The 14,876-nt window shown below is 31.3% G+C and carries 8 protein-coding genes and 4 tRNA genes; 8 read left to right on the forward strand and 4 right to left on the reverse strand.

Features of this window, described 5'->3' with window-relative positions:
- From tamL to ACTS9J_RS13855, 8 genes are all read left to right on the forward strand, one after another.
- Positions 1-2,604: a translocation and assembly module lipoprotein TamL gene (tamL, locus tag ACTS9J_RS13820; RefSeq protein ID WP_448353354.1), complete on the forward strand. Its 2,604-nt coding sequence runs from the start codon at positions 1-3 to the stop codon at positions 2,602-2,604.
- 37 nt (positions 2,605-2,641) lie between these two features.
- Complete coding sequence (gene fbaA, locus ACTS9J_RS13825; RefSeq protein ID WP_115001650.1) at positions 2,642-3,709, forward strand: class II fructose-bisphosphate aldolase; 1,068 nt, start codon at positions 2,642-2,644, stop codon at positions 3,707-3,709.
- A gap of 43 nt (positions 3,710-3,752) precedes the next feature.
- Complete coding sequence (accD, locus tag ACTS9J_RS13830; RefSeq protein ID WP_115001651.1) at positions 3,753-4,601, forward strand: acetyl-CoA carboxylase, carboxyltransferase subunit beta; 849 nt, start codon at positions 3,753-3,755, stop codon at positions 4,599-4,601.
- An 88-nt stretch (positions 4,602-4,689) separates the two neighbouring features.
- A tRNA-Gly gene (locus ACTS9J_RS13835) sits at positions 4,690-4,762 on the forward strand.
- Positions 4,763-4,797: 35 nt separating this feature from the next.
- Positions 4,798-4,881 (forward strand) — tRNA-Leu (locus ACTS9J_RS13840).
- 29 nt (positions 4,882-4,910) lie between these two features.
- Positions 4,911-4,983: transfer RNA gene (locus tag ACTS9J_RS13845), tRNA-Gly, on the forward strand.
- A 24-nt stretch (positions 4,984-5,007) separates the two neighbouring features.
- Positions 5,008-5,091 (forward strand) — tRNA-Leu (locus ACTS9J_RS13850).
- An 89-nt stretch (positions 5,092-5,180) separates the two neighbouring features.
- Positions 5,181-6,428 carry a YaiO family outer membrane beta-barrel protein gene (locus ACTS9J_RS13855; protein ID WP_448353355.1) on the forward strand — a complete coding sequence of 416 codons (1,248 nt, stop codon included), beginning with the start codon at positions 5,181-5,183 and terminating at the stop codon, positions 6,426-6,428.
- Here the strand turns inward: ACTS9J_RS13855 and ACTS9J_RS13860 are convergent.
- The 4 genes from ACTS9J_RS13860 to ACTS9J_RS13875 are packed head-to-tail and all read right to left on the reverse strand — an operon-like array spanning position 6,425 to position 14,844.
- Positions 6,425-9,853 (reverse strand): sulfatase-like hydrolase/transferase, encoded by a 3,429-nt coding sequence (locus tag ACTS9J_RS13860; protein ID WP_448353356.1) that lies wholly within the window; start codon positions 9,851-9,853, stop codon positions 6,425-6,427. The two genes, ACTS9J_RS13855 and ACTS9J_RS13860, sit on opposite strands and share 4 nt — an antisense overlap.
- A 2-nt stretch (positions 9,854-9,855) precedes the next feature.
- Entirely contained in the window at positions 9,856-10,920 is a 1,065-nt protein-coding gene (locus tag ACTS9J_RS13865) for a HEAT repeat domain-containing protein (protein ID WP_221854152.1), read from the reverse strand.
- 4 nt (positions 10,921-10,924) lie between these two features.
- Positions 10,925-11,281 carry a response regulator transcription factor gene (locus tag ACTS9J_RS13870; protein ID WP_291047135.1) on the reverse strand — a complete coding sequence of 119 codons (357 nt, stop codon included), beginning with the start codon at positions 11,279-11,281 and terminating at the stop codon, positions 10,925-10,927.
- Positions 11,282-11,292: 11 nt separating this feature from the next.
- Positions 11,293-14,844 carry a response regulator gene (locus ACTS9J_RS13875; protein ID WP_448353357.1) on the reverse strand — a complete coding sequence of 1,184 codons (3,552 nt, stop codon included), beginning with the start codon at positions 14,842-14,844 and terminating at the stop codon, positions 11,293-11,295.
- Between the last annotated feature and the right edge of the window lie 32 nt (positions 14,845-14,876).

Below are 14,876 nucleotides of genomic sequence, written 5' to 3' on the forward strand. Positions count from 1 at the left end.
ATGCAAAAAAAAATTACAACAAATATAACACTTATCTCTTGTTTAGGATTACTTTTTTATAGCTGTAGTACAACTAAGAAAGTTCCTGAAGGAGAATATTTGTTTGTAAAGAACAAATTTATCTACGATAAAGAGGATCCAGATATTAAGAAGAAAAAAACTATAATCAACAAAGACTTAAGTGATTATGTGAAACAAAAGCCAGCTGGTAAGTTTCTTGGTTTTTTCCCTCTTTGGCAATGGGTTTACAATTGGTCTCCTGCGAAATTTGATGAAACTTTTCAGGAATATTATCGACAAGATGCTTCGGTTCGTAACCAGAAATTATTGGATAGTTTACTAACGAAGAATAACCTGAGCGAATATGTTGGACACAGTTTATGGAAAGAACGTCTTTATTATAGTCAAGGTGAAGCGCCAGTTTTGTTGGATGAACAACAATCAGAATTTTCGGCAAAGAACTTAAATAGATTATTTCATGATAAAGGTTATTTCGATTCGAAAGTAGCAGTTTCCTATGATAAAGATTCTATTGCAAAAAAAGCAGAAACAATTTATGATATTAAGTTAGGTGAACCTTCTTATATCGAAACATATGATCAAAAAATATCTGATCAAAAAATAGAAGAGTATCTTAATTCTCCTCTTGGAAAACAAACTGTTTTGCATGCTGGAGATCAATATAATTTTGACAAATTTGAGGAAGAACGCGATCGTATCATCGATTTGTTAAAGAATAGAGGTTACTATGATTTTAATGATTCGGGCGAAGATTTATATTTTGAAGCGGATACATTAAAAAGTAACAAACGCCTTGATGTAACGATGTTTATTGATAAATATATTCAAGATTCTTTGAAAACGGATAGTATTACACCTTTTACGCAATACCGTTTTGGGAAGATAAATATTTATGCAGATTCTCGCAGTTTTGTTGATGATGAAAGTAAATTAATCAAAGAAGAATATAAAGATTATAACGTTTTATATACAAAAGAGCCAGAATATCGACCAAAATATTTTACAGATGCATTTGTAATTCGTCCGGGTCAACTATATCGTCAACGACAAGAAATTCAGACAAAACGTAATATTTTCAAGAAAGAAAACATTAACTTACATGGATTCAGAATTAATAAACAAGACTCTATCTTAAATGTAGACGTTTTCTTTACACCAAAAAAGAAATATGACTTGAATCTCTTTGTCGAAAGTTATGCTTCTCGCTATATGAACTTTGCAATTTCTCCCGGGATGACTTTAACTTCGAGAAATCTATTTGGAGGAGGAGAAAATTTAGAAACAACTTTGAAAGGAACTTTAGGTTCTGTCAACAAAGATTTCTCAATGAATAAAGCATTCTTAAATGCTTACGAAATCGCTATCGAAACAAAGTTGAAATTTCCTTATTTATTAACACCAATTAATCTTGATAATATTTTACCAAAACGTTTTACTGCCGAATCTGCTATTCGAATGAATGCAAGTACGCAGAAAAATGTAGGTTTAGACAAAACGACTTATGGTTTTGGTTTTGATATGGATATTTCGAGTTCGGAGTTTCAACACAAAGTTTCTTTGTTTAACACAGAATTTATTAGTAATCGAAAAAAAGATCGCTATTATGAAGTGTTTACAAAAGATAATAATACAAAAAACGAAGTAAAAGATTTATACTACGCATACAATTCTAATGCACCAATTTATCTAACGGACGATGAATTAACAGATGCAATCGAGGCTGACAAAGGATTCCAAAGTTCATTAACTGGAGAAAACGCAAAGTTGTATGTTGATTTTGAGAATATGTTATATAGAAAAGCTAATATTTCCCAAAATGTATTAATCAACTCTTTTATCTATCAATTTACATTTAATCAAGAAAATTCATTTCGACCAAAAAGTAATCCTTGGTTTATTCAAGCAAGAATTGAATTAGCCGGAAATGTATTAAGAGGTTTAGACAAGGCTTTTGGTTTTAATAAAGCAGAACCAGATCGAGAAGGAAATCAAGCTGGTTTGATCTTTGGAATTCCTTATTCACAATTCGTAAAATTTGATGTAGATGTTAGACGAAAATTCAAATTAAATTCAAATTCTAGCGTAGCAGGACGTTTCTTATTCGGAATCATTCAACCATATGGAAACTCTGATGTTGCACCCTTTGTAAGAAGTTATTCGGCTGGAGGAGCAAATGATGTTCGTGGTTGGGCACCTTTAACATTGGGGCCTGGAAGTAAACCACGTATCGATTCTAAAAACCAAAGTTTAGAATTCGAAAGCATGAAATTATTATTCAATGCTGAATATCGCTTCAATCTTTTTGGAAGTTTGGAAGGTGCATATTTTCTTGATGCTGGTAATATTTGGGGTGTTAATAAAAATCGACCAGAAACATTATTTAAGTTCAAAGATTTTTACAAAGAATTCGGAATTGGTTCTGGATTAGGTTTCCGTTATCACATTGGTACGTTTGCAATTGTAAGATTTGATTTGGGTTACAAAATTTATGACCCTTCTTATGAATTAGGTGATCGCTGGCAATTTGACAATTTTAATTTGCTTAAACCAAGAATCCACTTCGGAATTAATTATCCTTTCTAAAAAAACATCTATATTTGTTTCACAAAATACTAACATAATGAGCAGAAAATTTCCTGCCGGTGTTGCTACCGGTTCATTAGTTCAAGATATTATCAATGATGCAAAAGCAAATCAATACGCTTTACCAGCGTGTAATGTCATCGGTTCAGATACTATTAACGCTGCAATGGAAGCTGCAGTTGAAGTAAACTCTCCAGTTATTATTCAATTTTCTAACGGAGGTGCTGCTTTTAATGCCGGAAAAGGATTAAAAGGAGAAAATCAACTTTCTGCTATCAAAGGTGCTATTGCGGGAGCAAAACATATTCACACTTTAGCTGAGTCTTACGGAGCTACTGTAATTTTACATACAGACCACTGTGCAAAAAAATTATTGCCTTGGATTGATGGAATTATGGACGCTAACGAAGAACATTTTAATAAATTCGGAAAGACTTTATTTAGTTCTCACATGTTAGATTTATCTGAAGAGCCTTTAGAAGAAAACGTAGAAACGTGCAAAAGATACTTAGAAAGAATGTCTAAAGTTGGAATGACTTTGGAGATGGAATTAGGTATTACAGGCGGAGAAGAAGATGGTGTTGACAATTCTAATGTTGACAATTCTTTATTATACACTCAACCAGAAGAAGTTGCTTACGTTTACGAAAACTTAAAATCTATTTCTGATAATTTCTGGATTGCAGCAGCATTTGGTAATGTACACGGTGTTTACAAACCAGGAAATGTTGTATTGACTCCAAAAATTTTAGATAACTCTCAAAAATACATCAACGAAAAGTATGGTGTAGACAACGCTGTAAACTTCGTATTCCACGGAGGTTCTGGTTCTACGTTAGAAGAAATTAGAGAAGCTATTAGCTACGGAGTTATCAAAATGAATATTGATACAGATTTACAATATGCATTTATGGAAGGAATTCGTAAATATTTTGACGAAAATGCAGCTTATTTACAAGGACAAATTGGAAACCCAGAAGGTCCAGAATCTCCTAACAAAAAATATTATGATCCACGCGTGTGGTTAAGAGCTGGAGAAGTTACTTTCAAAGATAGATTAATCCAAGCTTTCCACGATTTAAATAATGTTAATACTTTAGGATAATCTTTTCATTAAGATTATTCTTACCCAAATAAAAACAGAGAATATGCCTTGGTTTATTAGAAGCAAGAAAAATATTACAACGCCTACAGAGTCTAAAAAAGACGTTAAAAAAGGCTTATGGTACAAAACACCATCAGGAAAAATTATTGAAACTGAAGAACTAAAAGCAAATGCGTATGTAAGTCCAGAGGATGATCATCACGTACAAATTGGTTCTCAAGAATACTTCGATATCTTATTTGATGATAGTAAATTCACAGAATTAGATACAAAAGTAGAAAGTAAAGACCCATTAAATTGGACAGATACAAAACCTTATAAAGATCGTTTAAAAGAGATTAAAAAGAAAACGGGAATGACAGATTCTATTCGCAATGCGACTGGAAAAATTCATGGACGTGACATTACAATTTCTTGTATGGACTTCAAATTTATTGGAGGTTCTTTAGGATCTGTAATGGGAGAAAAAATTGCACGTGCAATTGATTATTCTATCAAAAACAAAACTCCATTCGTAATTATTACACAATCTGGTGGTGCACGTATGATGGAAGCTGCAATTTCGTTGATGCAATTAGCTAAAGTAGAAGCTAAATTAATTCAATTAGCAGATAACAACATTCCTTATATTACAATCTTAACAAATCCATCTTTTGGAGGAATTACAGCATCTTTCGGATCAATTGGTGACGTTATCATGGCAGAGCCAGGAGCATTAATTGGATTCGCTGGACCACGTGTTATCAAAGAAACTATTGGTAGAGATTTACCAGAAGGATTCCAAACTTCTGAATTTTTATTAGAAAAAGGCTTCGTTGATATGATCGTTCATCGTAAAAAGATGAAAGATAAAATAAAAGAAGTAGCTGATATGTTAATGCCTATCAACTAATTAAAATAAGTGCAAATATATTTTTAAAATTTTATTCAAATTTGATTTGGATTATTAGAAATTGATTTTATATATTTGCACTCCAATCGCGAGAATAGCTCAGCTGGTAGAGCGCAACCTTGCCAAGGTTGAGGTCGCGGGTTCGAGCCCCGTTTCCCGCTCTTTGAAATATAAAAATTCATAAAAATCAAATTTTGCCTTGGTGGTGGAATTGGTAGACACGCAGGACTTAAAATCCTGTGTCCATTAGGACGTGCGGGTTCAAGTCCCGCCTGAGGTACTTTTTAATTTGATTTTTACAATTTACACGCGGGAATAGCTCAATTGGTAGAGCGTCAGCCTTCCAAGCTGAATGTTGCGGGTTCGAGTCCCGTTTCCCGCTCTAACTTCTTTCTTAGAAGTGGATGCCTTGGTGGTGGAATTGGTAGACACGCAGGACTTAAAATCCTGTGTCCATTAGGACGTGCGGGTTCAAGTCCCGCCTGAGGTACAACAAAGCTCAAGAATTTATTTTCTTGAGCTTTTTTTATGCTCTAAATAATCATATCTTTATACTCATAAAAAACACGTTTTTACCATATGATTCAAAAATCATTTCTAAGAAAGACACTCTTTGCTCTTACCTTTTTACCTTTATTTTCGTATAGCCAGGAATTTAAAAGTTCGGATGATTTATTTCAAGAAGCACGTCACAAAGCTTTTGAAGAAAAAGATTATACAACTGCCAAGAAACTTGCATTACAGGCTTTAGATCAATCGCCAGAATATGCAGATATCGCTGTTTTTTTGGGACGAATATATACTTGGAATGATGAAACCGAAGAAGCGAGAAAAGTTTTTCAGAATGTCGAAAAAAACATGGATCCCTCTCCCGATTTCTATTTAGCCTACACGTCACTTGAATATTGGAATGATAATTATAAAGAAGCTGTTTCTATTATTGATCGTGGATTAATTAAATATCCTAAAAATGAAGAACTATTGCTGTTAAAAGCTAAAGTTCTTAATTGGAACAATTCTTATAAAGAAGCTTCAAAAACAATCAAAGAATTATTAGCAATTAACCCTAAAAATACAGAAGCACGCGAATTAGCAAATCGAATCGAAATCAATAATACTAAAAACGCAATTGGTGTTAATTACAATTACTCGCATTTTGACAAACAATTTGCAGATGATTGGCATCAAGTTTCGGTAAGTTATAAAAGACAAACTTCGCTTGGTTCATTGATTTTTAAAGTGAATTACGCAAACAAGTTTAAAGATAACGGTGTTCAATATGAAGTAGAAGCTTATCCAAGACTTTCTAAGACATTTTACATGTACGTTGGCGGTGGATATTCGGATAGTGATGGAATTTTTCCTAAATATCGCACAGGAGCCTCTCTTTACGCTAATTTACCTAAAAGTTTCGAAGCTGAATTAGGTTATCGTCAACTTCATTTTTCGGATGATGTTTGGATGTTCACAGGATCTATCGGTAAATATTATAAAAATTATTGGTTCAATTTACGTGCATTTGTAACGCCAAGCAACAACAATATTTCGCATTCGTATACATTCACAACTCGTTATTATACTGGCGATGCAAACAATTATTTAAGCTTAGCTATTGGTACAGGAATTTCACCAGAAGATTTTAACAACAATCTTTTAGAAGATACAACTTACAAACTGAAGTCCTTCAAAATTGGAGCAGATTATAATTTTTCGATCAATGAATTAAACTTAATTTCAATTGGTGCGAATTATTACAATCAAGAATATCGTCCAAATCAAAAAGGAAATCAATTTGATGTAAGCGTTTCGTACAGCCGAAAATTCTAATTGATATAACGATTAAATATAGAATCAGGAACCATTTTTTGAGTATTTTTCAAAGAATGGTTTTTTGTTTTAAAGCTTTTCAATCGATTTTTCAACTCTGTTTCCATCTTCGAATTTTGTTCAACATCTTCGGTTAAATTCTTTTCAATTCGATATAACTTCCCTCCTGACAAATGATAATTTTGAAAAACATAATCATCTAAAATATTTTTATTCTGCATTAACGGAACGCCTTGTTTTCTGAAATTCGCTTTACCGTTTTCTAAATTCTGTCCCATCCAAGTCACATAATTCGGTAATTTCAGTTTATATGAATCTCTAAAATATGTCACAAAAGTTGGTGCAACATCAAAATGCGTCACAATATTTGACATCTTTTTCGGTGACTTTAACAAAGGAGAATAAACAATAATCGGAACATGAAAACGATCAATCTTTGTTTCCATCGGTACTTCTGGCATTCGATGATCTCCAGTAATCACAAAAATAGTTTGATTAAAATCTGAACGTTTTTGATAAGCTTCGAAAAAGTTTTTTACAGCTTCATCAACACTCAAAAAAGTCACCAATTGTTGTTTATATTTTTTTACTGTCGTCAAAGTTGTCGCATCATAATTTCGAGATTTAATCAACGTTTCAAACTGTTTATTATATTTCTCAACATTGTTTATTAAGAAAGGACTATGCGTCGCTAACGTCATCAAAACATTAAAATATGGTTGATTATTTTCTTTTTGCGTTGCTAAATATTTTTTAAACACTGAATGATCGTCAAATCCCCAAGAAAATCCATTATTCGACGGAATTTTTGCATAATTATTTTCGTAATCATTTTCATCAATAATTGTTTCAACACCCGAATAATTCAAGTATTTTGACATAAAATCGAAATCAACATCGCCACCGTAAAAATACCCCGTTTTATAACCATTACTTTTCAACAAATTATACAAATTGTAATGTTGAGGTAAACTCTTTTGTTCCATAAAACCATTTTCAGCAAATGGCAAAGACCCCGTCAATCCAGGTAAAACTCCATATGTTCTTCCCGTCGTACTTAATCCATTTTCCCAATACAAACTCTTTTTCGAAAGCTGATCGATATATGGTGTAAAAGAACCTAAATATGCACTTTCGTTACTAAAAGCTCGTCCCAAACCTTCAATCACAATAAAAACAACATTCGGTTTTTCTGTTGTTAGATTAAATTGATCCGCGAAGAAATTTTTATTCTCATCTTGATACAAAAATGGATAATTAGTTTTATCAAAATAATGTAGATTATCTTCTTTATTTGAACTCGAATTTGAATTTAAAAAGTCAATTTCCGAAAGTTTATCTTCTGCATATTGTTCAATCGAATTTGAAAAAAAATAAGAGGATTTACTCAAAATTAAATTAGATGAAAACTCATCATTTTGAGTACTTTTTAAATACAAATTAATTGGAATAATAAGCGATAAAAAACTCAAAATTATTAATGGTAATTGAAGAATTTTTTGATTGATTTTTAATCGATAACTGTAAATAAATATCGTTGTTAAAATAGCAATTACAGCAATTGATAAAAGAATGTTTGTAACATTTACAACACCTGACGCACCAATAATTAATTTCAATTCTTCTAACGTATAAGAAAAAAAATCTGAACCTAATAAATTGAGTGTTGTTTGAAAATATTTAATCAATAAAATATTCGAAATAATTAAAAAAGAATACGTAAAAATGATCCATTTTTTTGCCCAACTTATCGAATAAAATTGCAGTAAAAAATATTTAAAACTTACCACAAAAATACTATCTAAAGCAAAATCGATATTATGTACGAATAAGTCAAAAAATAAAGTTTGATTAGAAGTTGTTGAGAGATTTTCTTGATAAAGATAAAATTCAAGAATTGATGACAATCCAAAAAGCAACAAATAAACCAACGAAATAAACGTAGTTTGCTGAACTAGATTCATGAATCCAAGTCTCATTTTTTGCCAAATAGACAATTCTTTCGCTTGATTTCTACCAAACCCTTGTCGCGTCATTTCTCGCCACGAATTATTTTTCAGAAAGAAATCCTTCACGCCTTTCACTCCTGACAACACAACCAACGGATGAAATGTAAAAGGCTCTATAAACGCCGTAAAAAATAACTTCGGAATATCACCATTCTTGTAATAAACGTTATACGTCATCAAATCAATCAGAATAGCATAAATCGAATATAAAATTCCATAAAGCAATACAAAAGCCATCAAAGGAAAGAAAATATGCCAATTAATAAATCCTAAAAAGAATAAAACTACGAAAATGATCCAACCAATATATTCGATAATCGGTCCTAAAAATTCGAAGAAAAACCAATACGGATAACTCATCATTCCAAGTTTTCCATATTTCGGATTGAAAAATAAAATACGATGTTTCCACAATGTTTCTATCGTTCCACGCATCCAACGATTGCGTTGTTTGGTTAAAATTTCTTTACTTTCTGGCACTTCTGTCCAACAAAGCGGATCGGGAATATTTACTACTTTATAGGCCAATTTTTGCTCGTGCATATAACGTCGCATTCGCACAATAAGCTCCATATCTTCACCAACTGTATCGTGATCATAACCGCCACATTGGAGTACAGTTTCACGATCAAAAGCACCAAAAGCACCCGAAATCAGCATCAAACCATTGGCGCGCGACCACGCCATTCTTGCCAAAAGAAATGCACGAATATATTCTAACGCTTGTGCTCTTCCTAAACGAGTTTTTGGTAAATTAACATCGACAATTTTTCCGTCAACAATGGTACAATTATTCGCCAAACGAATTACGCCTCCACATGCAATTACTTTTGCTTTTGCTTCATCCATAAAAGGTTTCGCAAGCTTCAGAATCGCATCTTGTTCTAAAATACAATCGACATCAATACAAACAATATAATCGTTTGTTGCAATGTTAATTCCGACATTTAGCGCATCCGATTTTCCTCCATTTACTTTGTCAACAATAATTAATTTCTTGAAAACAGGATTTGTACTTTTATAAATCGAATTAATTGGTTTCGTTTCGATGTTTCCTTCAACGAAATAATCAATTTTAATCAAATCATACGCTTCAATTAATCGTTGCAACGAATCATCTTTGGAACCATCATTTACAATAATAATTTCGAGCTGATTGTAATACAACGACAACAACGAACGCACATTCTCCACAATCGTTGCACCTTCGTTATAAGCGGGCGCAATAAGGCTAAAAGTAGGCGCATTTGGCGATGTTGCAATAAGCGAATAATCCGTAAAACTGTTTTTTCGGATATACATTTTTATCGCTCCTTTTGCATAAAAACCTATCCATCCGTAGACTAAAATTAATAGGATTGAATAAAAAAGGAAGCCGTAAATAAAAAAATCGAAAGCCGTTTCTAGCCAATTCATGATTAGTTTTCTTGGATAATTTGATTAATAATTTGTTTTAATTCAGGAGAGTTTGATTGGTGTGCAAGTTTTTGTAAATCGGTTTTTGAACAACAATTATTTAAGGCTTTTACACTTGCTTTTTTGACAGAAAATGAAGGATTTTCCTTTGCTTGAGTTTCTAAGAATGTGTTATTTTCTGGATTTGAGATTTTTTCTAAAGCTTTTAAAATTTGAATTTGAAACTTTTCGTTACACGTTTCATATTGCTCAATCAATAGCTTTGAGGTTGAGTCATCTTCGATTCTGACTAATGTTTTAATCGTTTCTTCCACAACTTTTTCATCAGAATCGTGCAAATTATCTGCAACCAAATCGTGCATTTGCAACAATTGAAACTTGCGAATTAATTTCATTGTTAGAATTTTCACACTTTGATTAGGTGATTTTAACCAATTTGAAATTATCTTATCAACCTCATCAAGATTTGGTAAAATTGTAATTGCATCCAACAATTTCAACTGTTGCCAATCCGTCAATTGCTCTTGTAAATTATCCAAAAAATATAAACCTTCGAAACCAGCAAATTTCGTTAAACCATATTGCGCTTCAGATCGTACTAAATCATTTTTATGTTGTAACATACTTTTGATTTTTGGTAAAGTTTCAACATGATTCATCGTCGTAACTTCTTGTATTGCCTCGGCTATTTCATGATTTTTTTGACTATTTAATTTCTGTAAGGATATTTTTTTTAATTCATAATGGTCAAATAAATTTTGAATACTTTCTTTTGAATTTCCAGAAAAATTTTGTTCCGCTTTTAGTAATTTTTTAATAAAATAATGTTTGAATGAACTTGATTTCAAATAATCATTAAAGTCAGTATTCGAATTGGATTGATCATCCAAAATTGTTTCATAAATTTCTTGATCAATAATCGCATTCCACTTATTTTTCTTTGTAATGATTTTATATTCAATTATACTTGTCAATAACGTATAAATAATTGTCAAAAAAAGTAAAATAAGTAGAATATAAATTCCTACGATTAACTCGGTATAGGTTATAATTTGTAGGATAATCATGCTTTTATTTTAATAATTTCTTGACGCGAACAGACAATTCAATAGGGCTAAATGGTTTCACCATAAAATCATTTGCACCCAAATTAAATGCTTCCACCACCACATCTTCTTGCCCTAAAGAAGACAAAATAATCATTGGTGTTTCGGAATTCTTACTTTTTCTAACAGCACTAATAATCTCCAAACCAGACGCAAAAGGCATCATAATATCGGTAATAATCAAATCAATATCTTCAGCCTCAATCTTACTGATAGCTTCTTTTCCATTTCTTGTTAAAACAACTTTGTAACCTTCTTTTTTCAGTTTGTGTTCTATTGTTTTTAAAATCAATTCATCGTCTTCGGCAATTAAAATCTGCATAATATTGGTTTTTAAATAATTTTTAAATAGTTAATAACTAATTCTATTTCGGTTTTTACTTTAATAATCAGCTGGTTTTCTTGTAGGTAATTGATTGAAGTCGATTTTTCTATTTGTTCGGTTAAATCAGCCAAAATTGTAAGTCCAGCAGTTTTTGCTGTTCCTTTTACTTTATGACCTAATTGATTTAATCCTTCTAAATTTTGTTTGTTGGAATAAGTTTCAAATTCTAGTATAGATTTTTCTAACTCATTAATAATTATTTCTATAAACATTTTTCTAAATGATTCATCATCTTTCGTATAATTATTTATCATAGAAAGATCAAGGTGATTTCCAAAATCGTTGGTTTCATTCTTTTCTTTTTTAGAAAAATCTAACCATTTTTCTAAAACATCAAAAATATCTTTTTCTCGAATTGGTTTTGCTAAAAAATCATTCAATCCAGCATCAAGACATTTTTCCTTTTCGCCTTTTACATTTCCCGCTGTCACTGCTATAATCGGAGTTTCTTGAAAATTGTTTAATAAACGAATAACCTTAGTTGCTTCAATACCATTCATTTCTGGCATTTGAATATCCATCAAAATTAAATCGATCTTATTTTCTTGACAAATTGATACGGCTTCCGCTCCATTCGCAGCCGTATACAAAATAGAATTTGGTGCAATATTTTTGATAATCTGCTGATTTAAAGCCATATTAACTAAATTATCATCAGCAATTAAAATATGAAATTGTTTCGAAAAATCTTGCGAAATTTCTTCTTGATTTTCAATTTCTATGGTTTGAATTTCTTTCGAATCAATAATCGTTTTACGCAGCGTATCAAACAATTCTTCAGACTTAATTGGTTTCAATAATCGCGATGTAATTCCCAATTCTTTTGCTTTCTGAATTAGATATTCATCCTCAGAAGAACTATGCAATAATACTAAAGGAATTTTTGTATTCTTAGTTACAAAATACTCTTTTATTTTCTGAATTGTTTCTAAACCATTCAAAACTGGCATGTGATAATCCATCAAAATAACATCGTAAACATTGCCATTCAAAACTTTCTGAAGCGCTTCCATTCCATTGTTCGCAATATCAGACGTTATATTTTTGAACTGCAACATATGCTGCAAAATCATTTGATTACTTTGATTATCATCTACAATCAACACATGATTTATTTCTTCCAAATGATCAAATTGTTGCTCAATATTATATTCGTAATCAACTTCTAAATCAAAGAAAAATGTAGAACCTTTATCTATTTCGCTTTGCAATTCTAGATGACTTCCGAAATAATTTAGCAACTTATTTGAAATTGTTAAACCTAAACCAGTTCCTCCGAAACGTTTACTAACAGTGCTATCCTCTTGAGTAAATGCATCAAAAATCTTGACTTGTTTTTCTGGTTTTATACCAATTCCTGTATCACGAACAGAAAATCTCAATTTTACTTTTTCTCCTTTTACAATTGGTTCAACTTGACTAATTTTTAGTTCTATTTCTCCACTATCCGTAAATTTCACAGCGTTTCCAAGTAGATTAATCAAAACTTGTTTTAGACGAACTTCATCAATCCAAATAAATTGAGGTAAATTATTATCTATATTCAACAATAATTCAATTTTTTTGTTTTCGGCTTGATAAAGAATCACATTGATTACTTGATTTCCTAACTCGAACAAATTATTTTTTTCTATCAAAACATCCATTCGACCGGATTCAATTTTAGAGAAATCTAAAATATCATTTATTATTGACAATAATGAATTTGCAGAATCATTAATAAAATTCAAATATTGTTTTTGAGTCGGATTAAGTGGCGTTTTCAACAATAAATCAGAGAAACCAATCACACCATTTAACGGCGTTCGAATCTCGTGGCTCATATTTGCTAAAAATTCAGACTTTGCCTTACTAGCGAGATCAGCATTCTTTTTAGCTTTTTTAAGTTCTTTATTTTTCTTGACAGATTCTGTTATATTTTGCGAAAACATAATCAGACCACCAATCTGTTTTTTGTTGATATACCACGGATGAATCGCCCAGGAATAGTGTTGATCCGTATCATATTTTGGTGTGCGATAAATCATATCTTCATCCGAATAACTTTCACCTTGCAAACAAGCGTCATAAATCGCTTTTCTTTCTTCTGGAACATTGTACATTTCATAATGAGATTTTCCGATCACATTTTTCTTTTTTACTACAAATTCATCACACCATTGATTACTCAAAGTTAGATAATTCATATCCTTATCAAACATTGCAACAGATGCAGGTACATGATTAATAAATGTTTCGAAAATAGCTTTTTGTCGAGCCAACTCTAACGTATAACGTTTTCTCTCATCAATATCCTGAAAAGTTCCAAAAACGCTAACACATTTTCCATTTACGAACTCTGGAATTCCTTTACATCTTACCCAAATTGTTTTTCCTTTTTGGGTAACTATTTGCAACTCCATATCATATCCGATTCCTTTTTCTACCGCATCTCTAAAAGCTTTCTTTATTTTTGGATAACTACTTTTTGCTTCATAAAAATTGAGTGAAGTTTCTACATTTGGTTCATAATCTAGTTCAACTTCATGGATTTTTTTCGTTATATCAGTCCAAATTAATTTTTGCTTAACTAAATCGTATTTCCAACCTCCAACATTGGCAACTTCGTACGTATGATCTAGTAACTGACGAACACGATTAAGATCTCTTTCCAACAAAGTCCTTTGTGTCATATCAACTGCAGTACTCATTACAACAGGATTTCCTTCGTTATCTTTGTCCAAAATATTATTGTATAACCAATATGTTAACGAACCATCTTTCTTAATCAAGCTCATCAAACCAGAATCTTGCTTTTTACTTAAAATCGTCTCTATATAGATTTGATATTCTTTTTGATTAGATTTTGGGATTAATTTTTTAAGATCCAAATCTTTCGATTCTTCTTCAGTATAACCTATCGATTCTAAACCTTTTTTGTTAATGGATAAAATATTACCATCCAAATCGTGAATCGTCATTAAACCAAGCGAAGAATTGAAAAAATTTCTAAACTTACGTTCACTGTTTTCTAGTTCCTCCTTTTTAGAGTTTTCAAGTGTAATATCTCGTCCAAATAAGAAAATCTCGTTATCATACGAAGTGTTTAATTTAGTATACCATTCAACCATTTTTTCTTCTTTCGTTTCTATTGAACACATCAAACATTTGAAGTCAATAGAACCTGAATTAGTTTTCAAATCAGCCAAAAACATTTGAACTTTTTTCTTATCCTTTTCCGAAACAAAGTCTAAGAAATTTTTTGAACGAATTAATTGGTCATTTTTAACTTCTAAAACTTTTTTAAAAGCTGGGTTAATTGATTTCAATACACCATTAATATCAGCAACTCCAATTAAATTATTCGAAATTTTATAGATATTTTGAAAGTAAGCAGCGTCTTTTTTTCGTTTTTTACTGACCAATAATTTTGTAATATTTTTCCCTAATTGAATCAATAAATTGCGTTGTTTTTCGTCTAACGTTCTTGGATAATGATCGTTTACACATAATGTCCCCAAAACATTTCCATTGTCATCAATCAACGGAACAC

Source organism: Empedobacter sp. ULE_I140 (assembly GCF_053482575.1).

Coding starts and splice junctions, on each gene's coding strand:
- tamL (WP_448353354.1), top strand. CDS start 1: ATGCAAAAAAAAATTACAACAAATATAACACTTATCTCTTGTTTAGGA.
- fbaA (WP_115001650.1), top strand. CDS start 2,642: ATGAGCAGAAAATTTCCTGCCGGTGTTGCTACCGGTTCATTAGTTCAA.
- accD (WP_115001651.1), top strand. CDS start 3,753: ATGCCTTGGTTTATTAGAAGCAAGAAAAATATTACAACGCCTACAGAG.
- ACTS9J_RS13855 (WP_448353355.1), top strand. CDS start 5,181: ATGATTCAAAAATCATTTCTAAGAAAGACACTCTTTGCTCTTACCTTT.
- ACTS9J_RS13860 (WP_448353356.1), bottom strand. CDS start 9,853: ATGAATTGGCTAGAAACGGCTTTCGATTTTTTTATTTACGGCTTCCTT.
- ACTS9J_RS13865 (WP_221854152.1), bottom strand. CDS start 10,920: ATGATTATCCTACAAATTATAACCTATACCGAGTTAATCGTAGGAATT.
- ACTS9J_RS13870 (WP_291047135.1), bottom strand. CDS start 11,281: ATGCAGATTTTAATTGCCGAAGACGATGAATTGATTTTAAAAACAATA.